General features: G+C 27.3%; 26 protein-coding genes. 16 read left to right on the forward strand and 10 right to left on the reverse strand.

The features are described 5' to 3' along the window. Window positions 1-48: 48 nt before the first annotated feature. From BN1711_RS07070 to BN1711_RS12560, 6 genes are all read left to right on the forward strand, one after another. On the forward strand, window positions 49-261 hold the full coding sequence (locus BN1711_RS07070) for a hypothetical protein (protein ID WP_050607468.1): 213 nt from the start codon (window positions 49-51) through the stop codon (window positions 259-261). Between the two features lie 44 nt (window positions 262-305). After that, window positions 306-1,472 carry an iron-containing alcohol dehydrogenase gene (locus BN1711_RS07075; protein ID WP_050607469.1) on the forward strand — a complete coding sequence of 389 codons (1,167 nt, stop codon included), beginning with the start codon at window positions 306-308 and terminating at the stop codon, window positions 1,470-1,472. 251 nt (window positions 1,473-1,723) lie between these two features. Next, entirely contained in the window at window positions 1,724-2,554 is an 831-nt protein-coding gene (locus BN1711_RS07080) for an alpha/beta hydrolase (RefSeq protein WP_243128219.1), read from the forward strand. 163 nt (window positions 2,555-2,717) lie between these two features. Further along, entirely contained in the window at window positions 2,718-2,957 is a 240-nt protein-coding gene (locus BN1711_RS07085) for a hypothetical protein (protein ID WP_050607471.1), read from the forward strand. Between the two features lie 16 nt (window positions 2,958-2,973). Further along, entirely contained in the window at window positions 2,974-3,126 is a 153-nt protein-coding gene (locus tag BN1711_RS12555) for a hypothetical protein (protein ID WP_164995935.1), read from the forward strand. A 39-nt stretch (window positions 3,127-3,165) separates the two neighbouring features. Beyond that, window positions 3,166-3,315, forward strand: a complete 150-nt coding sequence (locus tag BN1711_RS12560) for a hypothetical protein (RefSeq protein ID WP_163248470.1) — start codon at window positions 3,166-3,168, stop codon at window positions 3,313-3,315. Window positions 3,316-3,357: 42 nt separating this feature from the next. On the opposite strand, the gene BN1711_RS07090 is transcribed toward BN1711_RS12560, so the two are convergent. Beyond that, entirely contained in the window at window positions 3,358-4,716 is a 1,359-nt protein-coding gene (locus tag BN1711_RS07090; RefSeq protein ID WP_050607472.1) for a YjiH family protein, read from the reverse strand. Window positions 4,717-5,052: 336 nt separating this feature from the next. Here BN1711_RS07090 and BN1711_RS07095 point away from each other — a divergent pair, with 336 nt between their 5' ends. The 8 genes from BN1711_RS07095 to BN1711_RS07130 all read left to right on the forward strand — a co-directional run bounded on the left by BN1711_RS07095 (window position 5,053) and on the right by BN1711_RS07130 (window position 13,595). Further along, on the forward strand, window positions 5,053-5,793 hold the full coding sequence (locus BN1711_RS07095; RefSeq protein ID WP_050607473.1) for an AraC family transcriptional regulator: 741 nt from the start codon (window positions 5,053-5,055) through the stop codon (window positions 5,791-5,793). Between the two features lie 209 nt (window positions 5,794-6,002). Continuing rightward, entirely contained in the window at window positions 6,003-6,527 is a 525-nt protein-coding gene (locus BN1711_RS07100; RefSeq protein WP_050607474.1) for an FmdE family protein, read from the forward strand. A 36-nt stretch (window positions 6,528-6,563) separates the two neighbouring features. Further along, the gene (locus BN1711_RS07105) at window positions 6,564-8,162 is read left to right on the forward strand and encodes an ABC transporter substrate-binding protein (RefSeq protein WP_050607475.1); all 1,599 of its coding nucleotides are present in this window, start codon (window positions 6,564-6,566) and stop codon (window positions 8,160-8,162) included. 20 nt (window positions 8,163-8,182) lie between these two features. Further along, window positions 8,183-9,157 (forward strand): ABC transporter permease, encoded by a 975-nt coding sequence (locus tag BN1711_RS07110; protein WP_050608457.1) that lies wholly within the window; start codon window positions 8,183-8,185, stop codon window positions 9,155-9,157. 3 nt (window positions 9,158-9,160) lie between these two features. Beyond that, complete coding sequence (locus BN1711_RS07115) at window positions 9,161-9,982, forward strand: ABC transporter permease (protein WP_050607476.1); 822 nt, start codon at window positions 9,161-9,163, stop codon at window positions 9,980-9,982. An 11-nt stretch (window positions 9,983-9,993) separates the two neighbouring features. Further along, entirely contained in the window at window positions 9,994-11,676 is a 1,683-nt protein-coding gene (locus tag BN1711_RS07120) for an ABC transporter ATP-binding protein (RefSeq protein ID WP_050607477.1), read from the forward strand. A gap of 143 nt (window positions 11,677-11,819) precedes the next feature. Beyond that, window positions 11,820-12,932: a hypothetical protein gene (locus BN1711_RS07125; protein WP_050607478.1), complete on the forward strand. Its 1,113-nt coding sequence runs from the start codon at window positions 11,820-11,822 to the stop codon at window positions 12,930-12,932. A 462-nt stretch (window positions 12,933-13,394) separates the two neighbouring features. After that, window positions 13,395-13,595 carry an alpha/beta-type small acid-soluble spore protein gene (locus BN1711_RS07130; RefSeq protein WP_050607479.1) on the forward strand — a complete coding sequence of 67 codons (201 nt, stop codon included), beginning with the start codon at window positions 13,395-13,397 and terminating at the stop codon, window positions 13,593-13,595. Window positions 13,596-13,720: 125 nt separating this feature from the next. Here the strand turns inward: BN1711_RS07130 and BN1711_RS12905 are convergent, their stop codons facing one another. Next, a complete protein-coding gene (locus tag BN1711_RS12905) occupies window positions 13,721-14,050 on the reverse strand; it encodes a HesB-like protein (RefSeq protein WP_082174079.1) in 330 nt (109 codons plus the stop codon). 864 nt (window positions 14,051-14,914) lie between these two features. Here BN1711_RS12905 and BN1711_RS07140 point away from each other — a divergent pair. Then, entirely contained in the window at window positions 14,915-15,907 is a 993-nt protein-coding gene (locus BN1711_RS07140; protein ID WP_050607480.1) for a tyrosine recombinase XerC, read from the forward strand. Between the two features lie 55 nt (window positions 15,908-15,962). On the opposite strand, the gene BN1711_RS07145 is transcribed toward BN1711_RS07140, so the two are convergent. The 4 genes from BN1711_RS07145 to BN1711_RS07165 all read right to left on the reverse strand — a co-directional run bounded on the left by BN1711_RS07145 (window position 15,963) and on the right by BN1711_RS07165 (window position 19,912). After that, on the reverse strand, window positions 15,963-16,415 hold the full coding sequence (locus BN1711_RS07145) for a 4Fe-4S dicluster domain-containing protein (RefSeq protein WP_050607481.1): 453 nt from the start codon (window positions 16,413-16,415) through the stop codon (window positions 15,963-15,965). 24 nt (window positions 16,416-16,439) lie between these two features. After that, window positions 16,440-16,958, reverse strand: coding sequence for a 4Fe-4S dicluster domain-containing protein (locus BN1711_RS07150; protein ID WP_050607482.1), 519 nt, complete (start codon window positions 16,956-16,958; stop codon window positions 16,440-16,442). Window positions 16,959-16,999: 41 nt separating this feature from the next. Next, window positions 17,000-19,141: a formate dehydrogenase subunit alpha gene (gene fdhF, locus BN1711_RS07155; RefSeq protein WP_082174080.1), complete on the reverse strand. Its 2,142-nt coding sequence runs from the start codon at window positions 19,139-19,141 to the stop codon at window positions 17,000-17,002. Between the two features lie 309 nt (window positions 19,142-19,450). After that, entirely contained in the window at window positions 19,451-19,912 is a 462-nt protein-coding gene (locus BN1711_RS07165; RefSeq protein WP_050607485.1) for a hypothetical protein, read from the reverse strand. A 169-nt stretch (window positions 19,913-20,081) separates the two neighbouring features. Between BN1711_RS07165 and lexA the strand changes: the two genes are divergently transcribed. After that, complete coding sequence (lexA, locus tag BN1711_RS07170; protein ID WP_050607486.1) at window positions 20,082-20,687, forward strand: transcriptional repressor LexA; 606 nt, start codon at window positions 20,082-20,084, stop codon at window positions 20,685-20,687. A 73-nt stretch (window positions 20,688-20,760) separates the two neighbouring features. Here lexA and BN1711_RS07175 read toward each other — a convergent pair whose 3' ends face one another. The 4 genes from BN1711_RS07175 to mutL form a co-directional block, all read right to left on the reverse strand. After that, window positions 20,761-22,044 carry a methionine gamma-lyase family protein gene (locus BN1711_RS07175; RefSeq protein WP_050607487.1) on the reverse strand — a complete coding sequence of 428 codons (1,284 nt, stop codon included), beginning with the start codon at window positions 22,042-22,044 and terminating at the stop codon, window positions 20,761-20,763. 100 nt (window positions 22,045-22,144) lie between these two features. Then, window positions 22,145-22,396, reverse strand: coding sequence for an RNA chaperone Hfq (hfq, locus tag BN1711_RS07180; protein WP_050607488.1), 252 nt, complete (start codon window positions 22,394-22,396; stop codon window positions 22,145-22,147). 103 nt (window positions 22,397-22,499) lie between these two features. Next, the gene (gene miaA / locus BN1711_RS07185; protein ID WP_050607489.1) at window positions 22,500-23,453 is read right to left on the reverse strand and encodes a tRNA (adenosine(37)-N6)-dimethylallyltransferase MiaA; all 954 of its coding nucleotides are present in this window, start codon (window positions 23,451-23,453) and stop codon (window positions 22,500-22,502) included. Between the two features lie 13 nt (window positions 23,454-23,466). Next, complete coding sequence (mutL, locus tag BN1711_RS07190) at window positions 23,467-25,371, reverse strand: DNA mismatch repair endonuclease MutL (RefSeq protein ID WP_050607490.1); 1,905 nt, start codon at window positions 25,369-25,371, stop codon at window positions 23,467-23,469. Window positions 25,372-25,377: the final 6 nt, after the last annotated feature.

Here is a 25,377-nt window from a genome sequence, read left to right on the forward strand (position 1 = left end):
AAAGGAATTATATAACGCATATAGAATAATACCCATGGGAGGGATATTATGAATTTAAAATTAGATGAATCCCAAATCTTAAACTTATTAAAGTCTTTAAGAGATCATTACCTAGAGGCCAAAAGCTATTATAGAATTCATAAAGATAACTATGAAACAATAGGTATAATTTCTCCTGAAGAATGGAAAGCAACCTATAATAACATTTTAAGTCAAGCTCATAAGGAAGGCTTGTTTACTATGTTAAAGTTAATACCATAAAATTTTTATATCATTATATTTAAGTTAAAAGAGGTGCAGATACAATGTTAAATTTTAATTATTCTATTCCAACAAAAATATTTTTCGGTAAAGGTAAAATAGATGTTTTAGGCGATGAAATAAAAAAGTACGGTTCTAAAGTATTATTAGTATATGGTGGTGGTAGCATCAAAAGAAATGGCATATATGATAGGGCTGTAGAAATTTTAAAAAATAACAATATACAAATTTGGGAACTTTCTAATGTAAAACCAAATCCAAGAATAACAAGTGTTATAGATGGTGTAAAACTTTGTAGGGAACACAATATAGATTTTATTCTTCCTATAGGCGGTGGAAGCTCTATAGATTGTGCAAAAGTCATTGCTGCTTCTGTAAACTATGAAGGTAACCCTTGGGATATTGTAACTAGAAAAGCTAAGATTACAAAAGTATTACCCATAGGTTCAATATTAACATTAGCTGCTACTGGTTCTGAAATGGATGCTGGAGCTGTAATATCCAATTTAGATACAAAGGAAAAAATAGGTATTGGTCACGAAGATATGAAACCAAAATTCTCCATAATGGACCCTACATATACCTTTACAGTACCTAAGAATCAGACTGCTGCTGGTACTGCAGATATAATGAGCCACACTTTTGAAGCTTATTTTAGTACAGAAAATGGAGCCTATATCCAAGACAGGTTAGCAGAAGCTATTCTTAAAACTTGTATAAAATATGGTAAGATAGCTATGGATGAACCTGAAAACTACGAAGCTAGAGCTAACTTAATGTGGGCCTCAAGTCTTGCTATAAATGGATTATTAAGCTATGGGAAGGAAGCTAAAAAATGGAGTGTTCATCCAATGGAACATGAATTAAGTGCTTTTTACGATATCACTCATGGAGTAGGTCTTGCTATTTTAACACCTAATTGGATGAAATATGTTTTAGATGATAATACTTTAAATAAATTCGTTGAATATGGAGTAAATGTTTGGGGAATAGATTCTAATGAAGATAAGTATACAATAGCTAATAAAGCCATAAATAAAACTCGAGAATATTTTAATTCACTATCTATTCCATCAACATTAAAAGAAGTAGGTATAGATAATAAAAACCTAGAAAAAATGGCAAAACAAGCTACTAGAAAAGGTTCCATAGGTTCATTTAAGCCACTTAGTGGAAATGATATTTTAAATATATATAAAGCTTCATTATAATAAAATAATCATAATAAAAAAGATTAGTAACTGTCTTATATGACTTTTATTAATCTTTTTTTAGTTAAAAGTATAAAAATTATATAGACTAAATTAACTTATTTATGTTAATATCTAAAATATAAATTTAGTAGAGGATGGATTTAAATAAGATGATATTTTTAAAAACCAAATTAAGTAAAATAATACTAATATTTTCTCTCTTTATAATCTTATGTACTCTTATTATATCTATTTATATAGGATTGAATTTGGTTACTCCCAAAAGAGATATAATTAATAAAACTCCTAAGGATTATGGATTAAAATATGAAAACATATCTTTTAATAGTAAACATAATAGTGTTTTACTAAAAGGCTGGTGGATTCCAGCACAAAATGATAATAAGGAAACAAAATCTAAAAAGACTATAATTTTTTCTCATGGTTATGGAGACAATAGAGCCTTAATGGATATAGAAGTTATAAATCTCGCCAAAAGATTATCCAAAGAGAATTATAATGTTTTAGTATTTGATTTTAGAGGTGAAGGAGAATCAGAAGGAAAGATTGTAACTTTAGGCGCCCTTGAAAAATATGATCTTTTATCTGCGATAGATTTCGCAAAAAATACTAAACACTCAGAGAAAATTGGATTGATAGGATGGTCTATGGGTGCTGCTACATCTTTACTTGTAGGAGAAAACTCCAAAGATGTACAAGCAATTATAGCAGATAGTCCTTTCTCCAGCTTAAAAGGATATCTTAAAGAAAATTTACCTTATTGGACTAATTTACCTAATTTTCCTTTTACCCCTATTATATTAGGGGTTTTACCTAGTGTAATAAATATAAATATTAAAAGCGTAGATACTATAAATGCTGTATCAAAATATAAAAATAAAGAATTACTTTTAATTCATGGAAAAGGAGATAGTGTAATACCATATACTGAAAGTGAAAAAATATATAAAAGTTGCAAAAACAAAAGCCACATAAAGTTATGGATTACTGATAAGGCAGATCATATAAGATCTTATAAGATGCATAAAGAACTTTATGAAGAAAATATAATTAATTTTTTTAATTTAAATTTAAAATAAACAAATATAGAATTTAATAAGTAAAATATAAAAAGTAAGAAACAATTAATTTAAATTTTAGTTTCTTACTTTTTATTTATATACTAATTTAATCACACTTTTTATATTTTTATAATATACTACTAATGTAGATAAGATACTACTAAAAAGTTGGTGCTAATTTATGTTATGTTTCTATATATTTATATTAGTAATAGTACAAGCTTATTTTAGACAATGTATGTACAATATATACTTCGTATATTTATATTGTTGTTATTTAAACTATATTAGTAAACTTTGTAAAAGTAAATTACCTAAAGAAATAAAAGAAACTAATGTACCTTCAGAGAAAAAATCTAGTAATAACTGCGGATTTTTAATTGAAGCACAAACTGTGAATATATATTTAAATTGTAATTAATTTGGAGTGATATTTAATGGAAAATTTAGATAAAAAAGTTATAAAACCTGAAAATGAAGAAGCTATGGATACATTAGGTTGTAATCCTATGCCTGATCCTAACTCAAGTTGTGGAAATATGAGAATATCAAGTAATACCGTAAATATTTATGTAAATTGTAATGCTTAATAATTTATGATTGAAATATACTAATTTGGAGTGATATTGATGAAAAATTTAGATAACAAAGCTTTAATAAATAAAGATGAGCAAGCTATGGATAGAGCAGGTTATTATCCTGAATCTACTAATGATGACTGTGGTAATATAAGAATAAGATGTAATACAGTTAACATTTATGTAAATTGTAATAGCTAATTTTAAAAAAAGAACTTCTAGAGTTAATCTAGAAGTTCTTTTTTAAAACAATATATGAGCTATTAATGCAATAATAGGTAGTGTTATAACAGTTCTTTCTATAAATATTATTATTAAATCTTTTAATGAAACTGGAATTTTAGATCCTAACAAAAGTCCTCCAACTTCTGACATATATATCAATTGAGTAACTGAAAGACATGCTATTATAAATCTTGTCATTTCACTTTGTATAGTAGCTGCCATAACAGAAGGTAAGAACATATCTGCAAACCCTACTACAAGAGTTTGAGAAGCTGCTGCTGCTTCTGGAACACCTAATAACTTTAATAATGGAATAAAAGGAATACCCATCCATTTAAAAATACTTGTATATTCGGCAAGTATCAAAGCTGTAGTTCCCATAGCCATAACTACAGGAGTTACTCCTAAAAGCATATCAAAAACATTTTGAATTCCTTGTTTGAAAAACTTACTAGGGTCATTATTTTTAGCAGCCTTGCCGATAGCCATTTCAAGTCCCCATGTAAATGAAGTATATCCTTCTGGTATCATTTCTGAAATGTTTTCTTCTGAACCCTTAACATATCTATCTGGTTTTCTAGAAAGTGGTGGAATTCTTGGAATTATAATTGCTGCTGCAACTCCTGCAAGAGTTACTGTTAAGTAAAATGGAACAAACATATGAGCAAGTTTTACTTGCGATATAACTACTAAACTAAAAGTTATAGATACTGCAGAAAACGTAGTTCCAATAACTGCAGCCTCACGCTCACTATAATAGCCTTGTTCATATTGTCTACTTGTAAGTAATACTCCTATGGTTCCATCACCAAGCCAAGAAGCTATACAGTCAATAGATGAACGACCAGGTAAATTAAATATTGGTCTCATAATCTTCGTAAATAACGCTCCAAAGAATTCTAATAAACCAAAGTCTAAAAGCAAGGGTAAAAGCATACCTGCAAATATAAACACTGAAAACAATATTGGAATAAGATCATATAATAAAAGTCCCCCTGTATTTTCTGACCAAATCCATTCAGGTCCTAACTTAAAAAATGTACAAAACACTAAAATTCCGCCTAAAATTCTTGTTATAAACCATAGGGGTGTTACATTAAACAAATTATTTAAAAATTTATTTTTTAATATAAATTCGGGTTTAAATAGCTTGGTTATTATTGTAGCTAAAAAAGTAATACAAATAATAATAGTCATAATTGCTGGTAAATATTTAGATAATAAATTTAAAACAGCTTTTGAAAGTATTGCTACAGGAATAGATATTTCTCCCTTATAGCTAACAGGTATAATAAAAAATAATGCCCCTATAGTAGAGGGTATTAAAAATTTTAATAAATCATTTAGGGTATACTTTAAATTTGTTTTATCTTCCATAATTTATCTCCTTAAAAATATTATTGTAATAATAACTATTGTAATGCATATTTATGAAAAAATCAAGCTTTTTATTCAAAAAATATACATAAAACCCCGGGAAATCTCTTATAGGCATTGTTTATTTATGCAAATGTGAAAATAAATAATATTACTTATTTAAAAGTAAAAATTAACAGTTTAGACTATTATGAGCATTGAATTTCATTTTTACCTTCTATATAATGTATATGTAATATGATATGTAATATGATATTTAATTAACAATTATGGTAAATTTTTTAGAGAGTAAAAATATCCAGGATGTGTCTTTTCATTAATTAGGGAGGGTCTGCTATGACAGAAATTTTTTATAGTATGGATCATATTCTTTTGTTAAACGGATACAATGATCCCAAGAAGCATAGACATTGGTCAAAACATTTATTAATTAGTTTAGATGGAGAAATTCAATGCTTTATTAAAAATCAAAAGATATGTTGTACAGGTATTATGATTTCTTCTAATGTATATCACACCATTGATAGTAACCAAAAACAAGTTCTAGTATATCTATTTGATGAAACTACAGATATATCTAAAGAAATGGATTTGAAATACTTAAACAACTCTCCTTATTATATAATAACTAAAGACACTGTGGAGAAAATTAAAACTATTTGGAATGAAAAGAATACATATCATTATACCTATAAAAGCATACTAAAATCTTGTAATTTACAATCAAAAACTCCTCATATTAAGGATGATAGAATAAAAGAAGTAATAAAATTACTTAAAAATAAAAAGGAAATCACAAAAGAAATTATAAATGATTTATCAGAAAGTGTATACTTATCTCCAAGTAGACTTTCACACTTGTTTAAGGAAGAAACTAAAATATCATTAAATAGCTATTTAGTAATTATGAAGGTATCCAAGACTTATGAGTATATATTAAAGGGAGATAATATTACAGATGCCTGCTTAAAAGCTGGTTTTTATAGCGCTTCTCATTTCGCTACCACTAATAAAAATATGTTTGGTCTTTGTGCAAAATCTTTTCAAAAAGATATAAAATTCATAGAAGTATGTTAAAATAACAATCCCATAGATTAGTAAATTTAAAAAGTTTTGTGACAAAATGAGAAAATCTCAAAAAGAGAAAGCATTTTTGTATTATTATGAGAATAAAAAATATTTTCAGCATATGCCTATTATTATTGATAATTATCTACCCCATGGCATAGTATTTGCTTTATATTTAACTATAGTATCTTTCATTATATTTTTAGGAGGTATAACTTATGAAAAAAGACTTATGGGAAAAATGCGTAAAATTTCATGGACATTCTTGCCCAGGGCTTGCTATAGGGTATAAAGCCGTAGAAGCAGCAATAAATAAAATGGGTATAAAATTTTCAGAAGATGAAGATATCGTATGCGTTACTGAGAACGATGCCTGTGGAGTAGATGCTATTCAAGTTTTATTAGGATGTTCTTTAGGAAAGGGAAATATTATTCATAAAGATTCTGGTAAAATGGTCTTTGCTTTTTTTAACAGAAAAAATGAAGAAAGTTTAAGGATAGTATTTGAACCTAAAGAAAAAAAGCAAGACAGAACTGAATATATGAATTACATATTAAACACAGATTATACTGAGCTTTTTAAATTTAAAAAGCCTAATTACTCTGTACCTGAAAAAGCAAGATTATTTAAAAATATAACTTGTGAAATCTGTAAAGAAAGTACCGCCGAACATAGAATAAGAATTATGAATGGTAAAATGGTATGTTCTGATTGTTTTAAAGAATATTCGAGAATCATTTAAAAAACTATAAATACAAAATAACTAGGGGGATTTTTAATGAAAAAAACTATACATAAATTGATAGTAGTACTTTTTACTACTATAATAAGCATGTCATTTTTACTATGTGGTTGTGGAAATAATAAAAAAGAAGTAGAAACCAATGTAAAAAAAGAGTCTGCTCCTAAAAAAGATGTTGTTTTAAAATTAGAAGGAGGAGATTGGGGATCACCTAACCCATATCTTTCATATCCAAGGGGACCAGGATCTTCTAAAGTAAACCTAATTTATGATTCACTAATAGAAAGAGACGAAAAAGGAATGATACCTTGGCTTGCAGAAAAATGGGAAGTAAAAAATGGTGGTAAAGAGTACTTATTTAAAATAAGAAAAGGAGTCAAATGGCAGGATGGAAAAGAATTCACTCCAGAGGATGTAAAATTCTCTTTTGAATATTTTAAAAAGCATCCTCCTGTATCTAAAAGTCTATATATAAATGGAAAATGTTTTATAGATAATGTTGAGGTTTTGAATGATAATTACATTAAAGTTACAGTAAATACTATAAACGCTTCTTCTTTAGATAAACTAGGAAATACTAGAATTATACCAAAACATATTTGGGAAAAAGTAAATGATCCTAAAAAATTTAATGAAAAAGATGCTTTTGTAGGTTGTGGACCTTATACTTTAGAATCTTATAATAAAGAAAGAGGGGCTTATAAGTTTACAGCTTTTAAAGATTATTGGGGACCTAAGCAAAGAGTTAAATCTATAGAATTCATTCCAGTAAGTGACCCTATACTTGCTTTTGAAAAAGGTGATTTAGATCTTATTGAAGGCGTTAAACCAGATATAGCTAAAAAATATGAAAATAATAAGGATTATAAACAACTAAAAGGACATAACTTCTTTGGTTATAGACTATGTATGAATATGGATAAAAAGCCAGAGTTTAAAGACAAAAATATAAGACAAGCCATAGCTTATTCTATAGACCAGCAGGAAATAATTGATAAAGTAAAAAGAGGATTAGGGGTAAAAGCTAGTGCATCTTTCTTGCCAAAAGATCACGTATGGTATAACAAAAATGTTAAAAAATATGATTATAACCCTAGTAAATCTAAGGAACTTTTAAAAGATAAAAACTTAAGCTTTGAACTTACTACATCTAATCGTAAGGATGACTTAAGAATGGCAGAACTTATAAAACTTCAGTTAGAAAAGGCTGGAATAAAGGTTAATGTTAAAAGCCTAGACATGAAAAGTAGAGATGCTGCTGCTAAAACAGGAAATTATGAAGCTCTTATAACTTCTCATGGTGGTTGGGGGCAAGATGCGGATATATTAAGAGAGCTATATAGATCTAAAGATTTAGCAGTAGGTGGAACTATTATGAACTCCATACCAGGATATAAAAATCAAGAAATAGATAAATTATGTGATAAACAGATGAACGAAATGAATGAAGCCAAGAGAAAAAAACTAGTATATGAGCTTCAAGAAAAAATATCAGATGAAATACCTATGATTCCTATTATAAATACTCCTGGTGGTATTGCTATATATAAACCAGCTAAATATGATGGATATATGAATATGTATAACCATTTTATGTTATCACATAGTAAACTAAGCTATTTAGAAAGAAAATAAAAGGGTAGTTGATGATATTTATGAAAATTAAATTTTCTAAGTTTACTGAATATGCATTGACTATAATAATTATACTCACAATAAATTTCTTTATCCCTAGGCTTATGCCTGGGGACCCTTTTGTAATACTCTCTGGAGATAATGGGTGTGAGATTTCTGCATATTCACAGGAACAAATAGAAAAATATAAAACCTATTATGGTTTAGATAAACCTATACATATTCAATATTTAAATTACATAAAAAATTTGTGCTATGGTAATTTAGGATATAGTATTTATTATAATGATTCTGTTTTCAATATTATAAAGTCTAGATTTGGTTGGACTCTCATGTTAGTTTTAACATCTATTTTTTTTAGTTCTATTTTAGGAACCTTAATCGGAACTTTATCTTCCTTCAATAAAGATAAAAAATTAGACCGAATACTCTATAGTTTTTTTATGACCTTATCTGAAATACCTGGGTTTTTATTGGGTATAATTTTTTTATTTATTTTAGCAGGAAAATTAAACTTATTCCCTTTATCTGGAGCTATAACAGATTTTCAAGAATATGCATCTAACTATGAAAAAGCAAAGGATATAATTTATCATGCTACTTTACCAATTTTAACATTAACATTATCAAAAGTTGGAGACTTTTATTTAATATCAAGAAATAGTGCTATTTCGGTTTTGAAAAAAGATTATATAAATACAGCTAAAGCAAAAGGTCTAAAGAGAAGAAAAATTATATTTAAACATATACTTAGAAACTCTATCCTTCCTGTAATAACTAAAATCTTTTTAACTATAGGTTCTGTAGTGAGTGGAGCTATTTTAGTAGAAAATGTTTTTTGCTATCCAGGTCTTGGAAAGCTTATGAAAGAAGCTGTATTTGTAAGAGATTATCCATTGATTCAAGGTATATTTTTGGTAGTTACATTTATGGTTATAGTTATGAATTTAATATCAGATAAACTATATAAAAAATTAGATCCAAGGGTGGGATAACCTATGAAAAAACATTTAATTAAAATTAAAAACTTATCTAGCATAAGTAAAATTTCTTTTATAATTATAATATTTTTTACATTTATGGCTTTATTTTGTCCTATAATATGTAAGTTTCCATATAGTAAACCTTCAGGTGTATCTTTCAATCCACCCTGTAGTAAACATATTTTAGGTACAGATGATCTTGGTATAGATTTATGGTCTCAAATCTGCTATGGTTCTAGAATTAGTATAACTGTAGGGTTATTTACAGCACTTTTATCTGGACTTTTAGGAAGTTTTATAGGTATAGTTTGTGGTTATTATGGAGGTACTATTGATAAAATTTTAATGAGATTTACAGATTTAATGATGGTACTACCAGAACTTCCTGTAATGATAGTTCTTGCTGCTTTCTTTGGACCTAGTATAAAAAATGTAATAATTGTTTTAAGTTTATTTTCCTGGGTATCTCCTTCTAAAATAATAAGATCAAAAGTTATATCTATAAAAAACGAAAATTATATAAAAGTTGCTCAAAGTTTTGGAGGTAACTTTACTCATATATTAAGTAAACATATACTACCCAAAATAATTCCTTTAATAAGCATAAGTATGATAAAAATTATAAGTAAATCCATAATAGCAGAATCTTCTTTATCCTTTTTAGGACTCGGAGATCCTTTATCTAAAAGTTGGGGTATGATTTTAAATCACGCTATTAATTTTGAAGGAATTTACTTTACAGATTATTGGAAATGGTGGATCTTATCTCCCTTAACTTGTATTTTAACCTTAGTTTTAGCTTTTGCATTCATAAGTAAAGAATTGGAAAATATTTAGGAGGAATTTTTATGGAGTATTTACTTAAAGTAAATAATTTATCTATTTGCTATGAAAAAAATCAATCTTTTAAAGCTGTAGACAATGTATCTTTTTCTATAGTGGAAGGAGAAAATGTAGGAATAATCGGAGAATCTGGCAGTGGAAAAACTTCTATTGCTACAGCTATAATGGGACTTTTAAATGAAGAAACTAAGGTTTCTGGAGAAATCCTCTATAAAAATCAAAATATATTATCTTTCAAAGAAGATGAAAAAAATATGTATAGGTGGTCTCATATAGCCTTAGTTTTTCAAAATAATCTAGATGTATTAAATCCTGTACTTAATATAGAGAGTCAAATATTAGAAAGCATTATAAAACATACAAATTTATCTAAAAAAAAAGCTTTAATAAAAGTAGGTAATTTATTAGAAATGGTAGGTTTAAATAAAACTATTGCAAAGGTTTATCCCCATAATTTATCTGGTGGTATGAGACAAAAAGTTCTTATAGCTATGGCTCTAGCTTGTGATCCTAAAATATTGATAGTAGATGAACCTACTTCAGCTTTAGATAGTGTAAGTAAAAATGAAATAATAAATCTTCTTTTAAAATTACAAAAAGAAAAAAAAATAACTATGTTAGTAATCTCTCACGATTTATATGTAATTAATAAATTAACTTGTAAATTAGAAGTTATATATAAAGGTAATATACTAGAGGAAGGTCTTACAAAAGATTTAATAAGACATCCTATGCATACATATACAAGAGGCATTATAAATTCCTCTATAGAAATAAATCCTTTTGGAGATTTATGGGGAATACCTTATAAAGAAGATAACTTAGATGGTGGTTGTGTATTTTATTCAAGATGCATACAAAAATGTAGAAAATGCAAATATACAAAACCTCAATTATACAACATATTAAATAATAGAAAAGTTGCTTGTAATAGAGGCGGAATTGTAAATTTATTACAGGGGAAATCCATAAACAAAACTTATAAGGATAATAATAGGGAAGTATGTGCTGTAAAAAACTGTAATATAACTATAAGATTCGGAGAGATAGTATCTCTTATAGGAGAATCTGGTTCTGGTAAAACTACTTTAGCTAATATACTATCAGGAATATTAAATCCTGACAGTGGAACTGCTTATTTCAAAGATGAAAAAATACAAGGTAATAACCTTACTTCTAAAAAAGAAGGTATACAAATTATTTTTCAAGATCCATTTTCATCCATAAATAATTCCTTTACTATATTAGAAACCATAAGAGAACCTTTAGATATAATTAAAGCTGGTTCAAAGGAAGATAGGTATAAAAAGGTATTAGAAGTACTGAAAAAAGTACAACTTCCTACAGAATCTAGTTTTTTAAATAAACGATGTAGTGATTTAAGTGGGGGACAAAGACAAAGAATATCTATAGCTAGGGGACTTATTATGGAACCTAAACTTTTAATAGCAGATGAGATAAGTTCTATGCTAGATCCATCTACTAAAGCAAATATTTTAAGACTTTTAAAACAACTGCAAAACTCTACTGGCTTTGCTATGCTATATATTACTCACGATATTAACTTAGCTAAAAAAATTTCGGATAAAATGCTAGTTATGCATAAGGGAGAAATTATAGAATCTGGTTCTGTTTTAGACATATTTAATAACCCAGAAAAACCTTATACTAAAATGCTAATATCATAGATTTATAAATGATACTAAAAGATAGAAAATAAAAGAGTCTTGGAGAAATCCAAGGCTTTTTATGTATAAACTATAGCGAATATAATTTAAGTAAAGATAGCTTTATGATAAAATTGTAAATGAATTCAAAATGGGGGGATAATATGAAAGAAAAAACAAATGAAGATATCTCTAATACATTAAAATCTTTATTTTGGACATTTTGGGGTGCTCTTTCTATAATAGGCTTTATTATAGGTGTTACTAATAGTTCTAAAAGTCCAATTAACAGTATAGTATATTTTATTATTCTTATATGTACCTGTATTTTTCAAATTATATTACACGAAGCAGGACATTTAATTTTTGGTCTTTGTTCTGGATATAAATTCATATCTTTTAGAATTGGAAATATAACCCTTATAAGAGAAAATAGAAAGTTAAAGATAAAGAAATTTAATGTAGTAGGTACTGCAGGTCAATGTATTATGATGCCTCCAGAAGGAAATGGCTATGATTGCCCATATATTATTTACAATTTGGGTGGAGTATTTATGAACACTATAGTAATCTTACTATGTATATTATTTTATAAAACCTTTACTACTAATTTTATGGTAAAAAATTTTTGTTTTTTATCAATAATTATAGGTATATTCTTTATAATTATTAATGGTATACCTATAAAAATTTTAGGAAATGATGGCTACAATTTTATTTCTATGAAAAAAGATAAATATGAAAGATATTCATTTTATATGATGCTTAAAATAAATAGTCTTCTCTATAAAGGTATAAGATTAAAGGATATGCCCATTGAATGGTTCAAACTTCCTAATGGTGCTAATTCAAACAAATTACTATCTAATACTATAAGAATTCTGGAAGGAAATTATTATATGGATAAAAGAGATTTCCATAAAGCTATAGAAATTTACAAAAGCATAATTAATACTACTCCTAATTTAAATAAAGTACTAAAAAATGAAGTCATATGCGATATATTATTTTGTGAAATTATAAATGAAGCCGGAGAAGACGTAATTAATAAATTATATACTAAAGAATTAAAAGATTATATAAAAGCAACTAATTGTTATATGTCAAGAAAGAGATTAATGTATGCTTATTATCTTTTAGTAAAAAAGGATAATACTAATGCTAATCCTATATTAGATGAGGTTAATAAAGTTAAAAAAACTTATCCAGTTAAAGCTGAAATTGAAAGTGAATTACAAATAATAGAATTTGTAAAATCAAAATATTCCATATTATAATAATGAAATTATATGTAAACCGAAGAACTTTTAAAAACAAATAAAATCTATAATTATTTATCAAAATGATACTAAAAACTTAAAATCTCAAAATGATAACTTTAATTTATAGCATTTTGAGATTTTCATTATTTTTTAACCAATATTCAACTTTTAAATATTGGCACGATAATTGCTTTATAATATAGTGGGGTTAAAAAAGTTTATTATTTTGGTAATTTCCTCCTTATATTTACTCATGATAATACACCGCAATATATTTTCATGTATATAAGGAATGCTTAATTCTTAAAAGAGCTTTATGCTCTTTTTTCTTTTATAAATTTAAAACAATAACAATAAAATCCTACATTACCTCTAGTTTCATATAATAATAAAACTACTTTTGCATAAACTTATAATACAAAACTTAATAAAACACAAATACAAAAGATAAATTTTATTAATTAGGAGGTAATAATTATGTCAAACAGAAATTCTAATAAATTAGTAGTACCAGAAGCTCAGAAGGGATTAGATCAATTAAAAATGGAGACAGCAAATGAAATAGGATTAACTAACTATGATTCTATGGATAAAGGAAACTTAACTTCAAGAGAAAATGGTTATGTAGGTGGAAACATGGTTAAAAAAATGGTTGAAGCTTACGAAAGAAATCTTTAATAAAAAGCTAGCATAATTTAATTTATGTATATACTAGCATAGAAAAGTAAATTAGAATAGCAAATTTAAACTTATAATAAAGTACCTAAGATTATAAAAATCTTAGGTACTTTTGTTCATATATTTTAACTACAACTAGAACATGTAGAGCAACTTATATTTTCAGGTTTTATAACTGGTTCTATAGTAAATCCATCTCTACCATTTTCTTTACTACACATTAATGTAAATCCACCATATTCTCTGCAAAGATCCCTATCTATTAAAAATACTAAATCATTAACAGGAATCACTAAATCATTTTCTGTTTGTTCATCCAGAACAATATTAAATGTAGGGCCAGATCATCCATTACCTGCTAAATATATTCTCAATACATTAGAAGGGATTTTATTTACTTCTAAAAATTCTTTAAATTCATTGTAAGCTAATTCACTTATAGTTAAAGGTACCATAACTGCATCTCCTTTTATATTATTAAATTATGTTAATAAAATCAAACTAATATTAATACTAGTATAAGTTATAACTTTTTTCAATACTTTATAGCATTATATATAAATAAAATTTATAATGAAGTATAGTTTACAGAATCAATATTATGTAAACTATAAAATATATTTCAATTTTTTATAATTTTAGTTATTTATTTACATGTTGCATTGATATAAAAACAAAGGGAATAATTTTATATAAATGTAGTAAAATGCATTGATATTTTTTCTATTTTTAACATTTAGTAAATAAAGTCGAATTATATAAAATAAAATTTTCTATTTTAAAATACCTTATTATTTGTAACATTTTGTTTTGTTAGCTATTTTTATATAATGTTAATAATAATGAGTTTAATAATAATACCCATTATTTTCCACATACTGTGAATTACTTATTTGTATAAATATCCATTTAAATACAAATAAGTAATTATTTAAATGATAAGAGTTATCATTTGATATATTTTAAAATAGGGTTAAACGTTGAAATTGTATCAATTTATATACCCCTAAAACCTAGTTATATGTAAATATTAGTTTAATTACATCTATATAGATACAATGCTAAGACTTCTCTTTTTTTATATCTTGAATTTCTATTAAGATTCCTTTTAAGTAATCTATATGTTAGCTTTTGATATAATATTATATAAATTTAAAAACTTATAGTAATAACATAGTATAAATATATAAAAGATAGCCCTATTTTACCCATTTTTATATGCGTTAAATATACATTTAACGCATATAAGTGTTGTTTACAATTAGAGTATATAGTATAATATCAATAGTTACAGCAATATTTAACTTAGGAGGAACATAATGAAATATAATTTCGAAGAAATTAGAAGTGTTAATAATTATTTGCCCCCATGTTTAATAGATTTTATAAATTATTTAGAAACCATCAAAGGAAAATCCCCTAATACTATTAAGGGTTATAAAACAGATTTAATTATGTTTTTTAGATTTTTAAAAATATATAAAGGACTTCAAAAACAAGAATTGGAATTTGAAAACATACCTATAAATGATATTAATAATGATTTTTTAAGAGAATTACAATTATCTGATTTATATGCCTTTTTATCTTTCACTGAAAAGTATAGAAATAACAGTAGTTATGCTAGAGCTAGAAAAGTAGCTACTTTAAAATCCTTCTTTAAATATTTAAATAGAAAAGTTAAAATCGTAGAAGAAAATATAGCTGATGATCTAGAGTCTCCTAAAATAGAAAAAAGAAATCCTGTTTACTTAACTTTAGAAGAAAGCAAGAAATTATTAAATGCTATAACAGGAATGAACAAGGAAAGAGATTATTGTATTATAACTTTATTTTTAAATTGTGGTTTAAGACTGTCAGAATTATGTAGCATAAAGATATCAAAAATTAAAGGTGATACTCTAACAGTAATAGGAAAAGGTAACAAAGAAAGAACTGTTTACTTAAACAAAGCCTGCATAAATGCAATCTATAACTATTTAAGAATAAGAAATAAAACTCTAGATAAAGTACCTACAGAAGATAAAGATATATTATTTTTAAGCAAAAATAATAGAAGAATCAGTAAAAGAACTGTAGAAGTAATGGTAAAAAAGAATATTTCTAAAGCAGGATTAGACCCAAATAAATATTCCCCACATAAGTTAAGGCACACTGCTGCCACATTAATGTATAAACATGGTAGTGTAGATATAAGAAGCCTTCAAATGATATTAGGCCATGAGAATGTATCTACAACACAAATTTATACTCATGTAGATAATGAAAAATTAAGAAACGCAGTACAATCTAATCCATTAAGCCAAGAATAAAAAAATAAAACAATTATGAAAAAACTTCATAATTGTTTTATTTTTTTATTCTATGCTAACCATCCTTATTAACTATTCTTAATGCCTGAGTTGGACAAGCTTTCACACAAGCAGGGCCGCCTTCCCTGCCTTTACATAAATCACATTTATTTGCTACTACCTTCTCCTCATTAATTTCTAACGCCATATCTATAGCTCCAAACGGGCATGCTACAACACAACTTTTACATCCTATGCAAGCTTCCCTATCTATATGAACCTTACGATCTACTATCTCTATAGCTCCTACAGGGCACGCTTTCATACAAAGAGGATTACCACATTGCCTACACTGAACTGGAGCACTTACAGTTTTATTTTTCATAACTGTAAGCTTTGGGAAAAATTTTATATCCGAATCTTTTAATTGAAACATGCTCTCTCCTGCATGAGATACTACACAAGCTACTTCACAAGTTCTACAACCTATACACTTTTTCGCATCAGCTATAACATAACAATTAGCCATTTTAAAACCCTCCATTTAAAAGCCTTATTTAATTTTAAACATTAATGCAGCCTTAGTGTTTTTATTTCTTTTTTCTTCATCTACATTAACAAGTCTCAAAGCATCCTTAGGGCATGCTTTTACACAAGCTGGTTCTTCTCCATTACACAAATCACACTTATAAGCCGCCTTTTTCAATTTATTATCCTTTTTCTTATATTTAGGTAATACCTTAACAGCTCCAAATGGGCATGCCTTCGTACATAAACCACAACCTACACACTTTTCCTGATCCACTATTACTGCACCATCTTTTTTACTTATAGCTCCTAATCGGCATGCTTTCATACAAGGTGAATTTTCACAATGTCTACAATGTATAGGAAGAGATGGTTTTTTCTCTTCATGAAAAAACAATCTTGCAATTTTAGGTGCTTCTATATCTTCAACTTTGTTTTCTAATTCCTTATCTATATGTTTTGCTGCACAAGCCCTTTCACAAGCTCTACAACCTATGCATTTTTTTGAATTAACTACTACAAAAGAACTAGTTTTTAATTTCATATACTACCCCACCTTTTCATAAAACTTCACAAAATAGAAAATTACTGCGCTTTTACTGCACCCATCAAATCCCTAATTTCTTCATATTTGCTACGAACATATTCATGTGCTTTTTGTTGATCATCAATTTTTTCTATATTAACTGCACAGTACTTATATTCAGGAGTTTTAGAAATAGGATCTAAATTACAAGCTGTAAGTTCATTACATGCACCTATCCACCATTGATAAGTCATATATACAGCACCTACATTTATTCTTTCAGATACCCTTGCTTTAGCGATAACAGAACCTCTTCTAGAAGTTATTTTCATAAACTCTTCATCCTTTATTCCATATTCTTCTGCATCTTTTGGATTAATTTGAACATAACCAGGTTCATCTGCTAACTTTTTAAGTGTCCTACAATTTCCTGTCATAGTTCTTACTGAATAATGACCAACTTCTCTTACAGTAGATAAAATTATAGGATACTTTTCATCTGTAGCTTCCATAGGTGCTCTCCAATCACAAGCAAACAATCTGCCTTTTTTATTTGGAGTACTAAACTCACTATCTTTATAAAGATAAGAAGTTCCTTCATGATCTTCTGTAGGACATGGCCATTGAAGAGATCCTACCTTTTCTAATCTTTCATAACTTATACCTTCAAAATCTGGGCATAGCTTTCTTATTTCATCCCAGATTTCTTCTGTACTATTATAATTCATTGGATATCCCATAGCATTAGATATTTCACATATAATCTTCCAATCATCCTTACAATCCCCTATAGGATCTATTGCTTTTCTAAATATTTGCACTCCTCGATCTGCACAAGTAAAAGTTCCTCCATGCTCACCCCAAGACGTAGCTGGAAGAATTACATCTGCATGAAGTGCAGTTTTGTTCATAAAAATATCTTGAACTATAACTAAATCTAATTTATCCAGGGTTTGCCTTATTTCTTCTGAATCCGGATCACTTTGAACTGGATCTTCACCTATTATATAATAAGCCTTTATCTTGTTCTCTTCTAAAGCTAATTTAGGAACTTCTGTTAAATGAACACCTATTTTAGATGAAAGTTTAGTTCCCCAAGCTTTTTCAAATTTTTCTCTTATATTATCATCAGTAACACTTTGATAATCTGGATATACATTAGGTAAGGCACCCATATCACAGGCACCTTGAACATTATTTTGTCCCCTAACAGGTCCTATTCCTACATTAGGTCTACCAAAATTTCCTGTTAAAAGTGCTAAGGATGCTAATCCTTTAACTACATCAACAGCTTGTCCATAATGACAGACTCCCATACCATAAAGTATCATAGCATTAGGTGCCGCAGCATAAATTTCCATTGCTTTTTTTATATCTTCACCATTGATTCCTGTCATTTTTTCCGCATACTCTATGGTATACTTTTCAACATTCCTTTTATATTCTTCAAAGCCTTCAGTATGTTTATTCACATAATCTTTATTATATAAACCCTTCTTTATAAGATAATTTCCAAAAGCATTTACTAAGATCATATTAGTACCATTTTTTATAGGTAACCATAAATCTGCTGTTCTGGCAGATTCAATTATACGAGGATCTACTACTATTACTTTTGCTCCTCTTTCTTTTGCTTTAATTATTCTTCTAGCAACTATGGGGTGAGAATCTCCACCATTATATCCAAATATCAATATTACGTCTGTATCCTGTATTTCATGAATACCATTAGACATAGCCCCATTACCTAATACGTTGGCTAAACCAGCCACAGATGGTGCATGTCAAACTCTAGCACAATGATCTACGTTATTTGTTCCAATAGCTGCTCTCATAAATTTTTGCATAATATAATTGGCCTCATTACCTGAACCTCTAGCACATCCTGTTCCCATTATGGAATCGGGACCATATTTTTCTTTTATTTCTTTCAATTTTGAAGCTGTAAAATTAATAGCTTCATTCCAAGAAACCTCTTCTAATTTACCATTTTTTCTAATCATAGGACTTTTTATGCGAGCTGTTAGTATTTGAGGATCATTCAAAAAATCCCATCCATAATATCCTTTCAAACACAAATTGCCCTCATTAGTTCTACCTTCTGCAGGTTCTGATCTAACTATCTTTCCATCCTTCACAACTAAATAAAAATTACAACCTGCTCCACAATAAGGACAGATTGTAAGTATTCTTTTTTCCATAGAGCATCATCTCCCCTTTATAAAATAAAACTTAAAAATAAAATCAAATAAAAATAAATAAAAACTCTATAATCTAAACCCCTTATAAGAATAGCTTATAATAAAATATTTTTATTATAATATTATACAACAGAAATATTTTATGTTTATGAACAAAATTTTTGATAAACTACTATATATTTAAAAGCTAATAAAACCCACTATTAGCAATGTATTCCTACTAATTGTAATGATCTTAAAAACCATATATAGAATAATCTTATTCATAATTTATTTACATTTTTCGTTTTATATATTTATATTACTACATTATTCTTTATAACTTTTAGTTCCCTTTAATTTTATTAGTCCTGGAAATTCTTCATCCGCTATATTACTCAATCTTTCTTCATCTTGAATTATTTCACTTAATCCGTCTACATCATCTATATACTCAATTTTTATATTCTCATTATTTTCTATAGCATAAGATTTATCATCACTAAAATTATCATCATAGTCTTCTAATATAGTTGAAGTATCATTATTTTCATAAGAATCTAGACTCTTGTATTCTTTTTCATCTTCCTCTAATACCTTTTTTAACTCTTTCTCTTCTACAAACTGCTCTTTTTGAATTATTTCATTTATCTTTATAGCTTTAGTATCATAGCCTTCTTTTTCAAGACATTTACCACAATTATTACATTTTTTATTTCTATCTAAATCACATATAGTACACTCTCCGCAGTTATCACATATTTTATTAGAATTTAAAATACACTTTTTCATATTTAAATAAATTACCTCTTTTCTACATTTTTTTAGTTAAATATTATTATATCAAATATACATCTTTAGTTCTATTAAAAATTTTAAGGATATTCAAGAACATAAGTTTGACTTCATTTCCATTTTTATGGTATAATAAATACTGAATTTATAATTGTGAGGTGAAATCATGGCTAAAAACACTACTAAAAGAGACGAAGTTTATAATTTTATAAAGCTACAAATTAAAGAAAAAGGTTATCCACCATCTGTACGTGAAATTTGTTCAGGTGTAGGATTAAGTTCTACTTCTTCTGTCCATGCTCATCTCAAAAAATTAGAGCAATTAGGACTTATTAAAAGAGATAGAACTAAAACTAGAGCCATAGAAATCATAGATGAACCTACATATAAAAAAGAAATAATAAACATTCCTATTATCGGAACTGTAACTGCTGGAGAGCCTATACTAGCTATAGAAAATATAGATGATATATTTCCTATGCCTTTAGATTATATAAATACTAATAAGGACTTATTTATGTTAAAGGTGCATGGTGAAAGTATGATTGAAGCTGGTATATTAGATAATGATTTAGCTATTATTGAAAAAACTAATTCTGCAGAAAATGGAGACATTATAGTTGCATTAATAGAAAATGAAGCTACTTTAAAAAGATTTTTTAAAGAGAATGATTTTATTCGTCTTCAACCTGAAAATAAAACTATGAAGCCTATCATAGTAAAAACGTGTAAAGTTCTAGGCAAATTAGTTGGATTATATAGAAAATATTAATATACAAGGTACTAAATTAAAGGTAGTTGTAACTTAGTTACAACTACCTAATACTTTAAAACTGTTTTTAATATTATCCTATTATCTTAGATAATGAAATTAATATTCCAGTTTTAGCATGATCAAATGTTAATCCACCTTGAAGATAAGCTATATAAGGATCTCTAATAGGTGCATCTGCTGATAATTCAATAGAAGAGCCCTGTATAAAGGCACCTGCTGCCATAATAACTTGATCTTTATATCCAGGCATATCCCAAGGTTCACAAGATACAAAGGAATCTACTGGAGAACCTTGTTGAATTCCCTTACAGAAGTTAATCAATTTTTCTTTGTCATTAAATTTTATTGCCTGTATTATATCACTTCTATCTTCATCGTACTTAGGAAGCACCTCAAAACCTGCAAGTTCCATTATCCTAGAACAAAATACTGCTCCCTTTAAAGCTTCTATAGATATATGTGGTGCTAAGAATAATCCTTGATACATCTGCCTTACTACCCCAAAAGTAGAACCACATTCTCCACCTATGCCAGGAGTTGTTAATCTGTAAGAAGCTCCTACTACATATTTTTCTTTTCCTGCTATATATCCTCCCGTTGGAGCAATACCTCCACCTATATTTTTAATTAAAGAACCTGCTACTAAATCTGCACCTACATCTGTAGGCTCTTTTGTATCTATAAATTCACCGTAGCAGTTATCTACAAAGCATATTATATCTTCTCTTATAGACTTTACAAAAGAAACTATTTTCTCTATTTCTGATATAAGTAGAGCTCTTCTCCATCCATAACCTGTAGAACGTTGAATATGTACTAATGTTATAGTTTCATCCTCTTTTAATATTCTACCTATTTCTTCATAATTTATACTATAATCTTCCTTTAAATCTACTTGTTTGTAGTTTACACCAAAGTCCTTAAGAGAACCTATATTTTCTTCTTCTCCTACACCTATAATACTATGAAGTGTATCATATGGCTCTCCACATACGCTTAGCATAGTTTGTCCTGGTCTTAAATTACCAAATAGTGCTGCACCTATAGCATGAGTTCCATTAACAAAATGAGGTCTTACTAAAGCACTTTCTGTATTAAATATTCTTGCATATACTCTATCTAATGTATCTCTACCTATATCTCCATAACCATATCCACTAGAGTTTGTAAAATGTGATTCACTAACCCTTTCTTCTTGTAGAGCGTTTAGTACCTTTAACTGATTATATTCTCTTATTTCATCATACTTTTTAAATTGATGTTCTACGTCTTGTAATGCTTTTTCGTAAAGCTCAACGGTTTTATCATTTATATGGTATAAATCTTTTAATTTATTCTTTGTTATATCTAACATTTACAGTTATATCCTCCTCTATATGTATTAACCTTAAAAATATGTATTATATTTCAACATTTTATATATTAACATATAAAAAAAGAATAGGCAATTTAACCTATTCTCTTATATCACCTGAATTAAAATTTTGTACAAACAATAGAGGTTTTAAAGGATTGATAGTAGATATAGCATGTTTATATATCATCATTTGTCTTCCATCCACATCAAGAATTACTGTAAAATTATCAAATCCTTTAACATGACCTTTAAGTTGGAATCCATTAGTTAGATATATAGTAACAGGAATTTTATTCTTTCTGGCACCGTTTAAAAATATATCTTGTAAGTTGTTAACAGGTTTACTCATTTATTTACCTCCTTACCATGAATATAAATATCAACATTATAATAAAATAATAAAATTCGTTCTTTATAAGATATATAATTCTATAAATAAATTCAAAATCCTTTTATTTTTCTATTACTTTGTTATTAACTATTCTAGTAATTTCGTCTACTATATCATCCTCATTAGAATAATTATCTTTATTTATCCATATAGCTCTTTTATCTTTTCTAAACCAAGTAAGTTGTCTTTTAGCATAATTTCTGCTACCTTTTTTTATTAAATATATGGCTTCATCTAAAGAAATCTCACCATCAAGGTAGTAAAGAATTTCCTTATAACCAATCCCCTTCATAGATTGCATATCTTTATTATATCCCATAGATTTTAAATCTTTTACTTCTTCAATAAGACCTTTTTCAAGCATTATATCTACTCTTTTGTTTATCCTCTCATAAAGAACAGCTCTATCCATATTTAATATAAAATAATGAATATTATAAGGTATATCATAAAGCTTTGGCTCATTCTCCTTAGTATACTCACTTATAGTCTTTCCTGTTAGTTTATAAACTTCTAAAGCTCGCACTACCCTTTTTAAATCATTAGGGTACAGTCTTTCATAAGAATCTTTATCTATATTCTCTAACAATCCATGAACATACTCTTTACCTTTATCTTCTGCTAAATTATTAAGATATTTTCTATAATCCTCATCTCTATCTGCTTCAGTAAAATCGTAATTATATATTAGAGAATTTATATAAAGCCCTGTACCTCCAGCTATTATTGGGAGTTTTCCTTTGCTTTGGATATGTTTTATAGTCTTTTCTGCTTCTTCTTTAAACTTAGCTACATTAAATTCCTCTTGTGGCTCTACTACATCTATAAGATAATGGGCTATACCTGACATTTCCTCTTTAGATATTTTAGCTGAACCTATGTCCATATATTTATATATTTGCATAGAATCCGCTGAAATTATTTCTCCATTTAAGTTCTTAGCAAGTTTTATAGATATATCTGTCTTACCTACAGCAGTAGGCCCTGCTATTATTAATAAATCTTTTTTATCCATACTGCTTCCCCCTTTATACAATTCGTTTAAATTTCTTTTCTATTTCTTTTAAAGTAAATTTAATTATAGTAGGTCTTCCATGGGGACAAGTAAATGGATTTTCAAGTTTTGTTATATCTTCTATAAGTCTTTCTATTTCTATATCAGATAATTTATCATGAGCTTTTACAGCAGCCTTACATGCCATTTGAGCAATAGAATTATACTTTTCTTTAAAAGTTTTAGAAACCTTTATTTCCTTTAAATTATATAATATATCCATAAACATATTTTCTATATTAGGTTTTTTAAGTATTAAAGGAATCTCTCTTATACTTACAGTATTTTCACCAAATTCGTCTATAGAAAATCCCGTATCTTTAAATATATCTTTATTTTCTTTATATAAATTAAACTCATTCTCCGTAAGCTCTAAAACTACTGGAGCAATTAATAGTTGAGATACTATAGCTTTATTTTCTATTTCCTTTGTGAATTTTTCAAATAGAACTTTTTCATGGGCCGCATGTTGATCTATCATATAAAGTTCTTCTTGTTTTTCTATTAAGATATAAGTATTATTGAATTGTCCTATAATCTTCATACTTTCAAAATTATTTTTTGTAGCAGAAGTATACTCTTCTTTTTCTACTACAAACTTTGAGACATCTTCCTTTATTGAATTATTTAATAGGCTTTCACTTTTATAGGTAGTATCTTTAAACTCTTTTTTTACATTTAGCTTATAATCTTGAATATTAAAATTGTCACTATCTACATTATTACCAGAAGTATCATTTTTATTAACTTCTTGCAAATTATTATTTAAATCTATAGGAATTTGAATATTTTCTTTTATTGTTTCTATATTCTCTTTTACTAAAACATTAGAGTTTAAAATATGTTCAGTTTCATCACTATCTTTAAAAAAGTTCTTAAAAGAACCTTTTATATCCACTTTAAGTGCTTCATGCACTGTATCGAATATAGTTTTAAATATAAAACCCTCATCTTTAAATTTAACTTCTGATTTAGTTGGATGTACATTTACATCTATATATTCTGGAAAAATGTCTATGAATATAACAAAAAAGGGATAACTACTTACAGTTAAAAATGATTTAAATGCTTTTTCTATGGATGTAGCTATAAACCTACTTTTAACATATCTTTTATTTACAAATATACTTTGATTATTTCTGCTCTTTCTACTTATATCCGGCTTACCCACAAATCCATGAATAGAAAAAATATCATTAGAGTTTTCAAAACCTATTAAGTTTTCAGCAATCTTTTTTCCATAAATCACTCTTATGCTATCTTTTAGATTTCCACTCCCGTAACTTTTTACTACAGTTTTACCATTACTTATAAGAGTAAATGCTATATCCTTATGTGCAAGTATAAATCTATTCATTATATCTGATATGTAAGAAGAATCACTTCTTGTAGATTTTAAAAATTTAAGTCTTGCAGGTACATTGAAAAATAAGTCCCTAACTTCTATAGTAGTACCTACATTAGACGGTGCATCCTTTATATAATTTATTTCTCCACCTTCTATAGATATTTCATTTCCACAGTTGCAATCCTTAGTCCTACTTTTCAACTTAATTTTAGATACTGAAGATATGCTAGCTAAAGCCTCACCTCTAAATCCCATAGTATCTATTTTATATATATCCTCTATATTAGATATTTTACTAGTTGCATGAGGTAGAAATGCCTTTTTCATATCTTCCTTATATATACCTTCTCCGTCATCTATTATCTTTATAAAACTTTGTCCTCCATTTTCTATCTCTACAGTTATATTCTTAGCTTTTGCATCTATGCTATTTTCTACTAATTCCTTTACTACAGAAAAAGGTCTTTCTATAACCTCTCCTGCAGCAATTTTATTTGTAGTTTCTAAATCTAAAAGATTTATTTTCCCCATATAATC

Origin of the sequence: Clostridium niameyense (genome assembly GCF_001243045.1) — a bacterium.
GTDB lineage: Bacteria > Bacillota > Clostridia > Clostridiales > Clostridiaceae > Clostridium_F > Clostridium_F niameyense.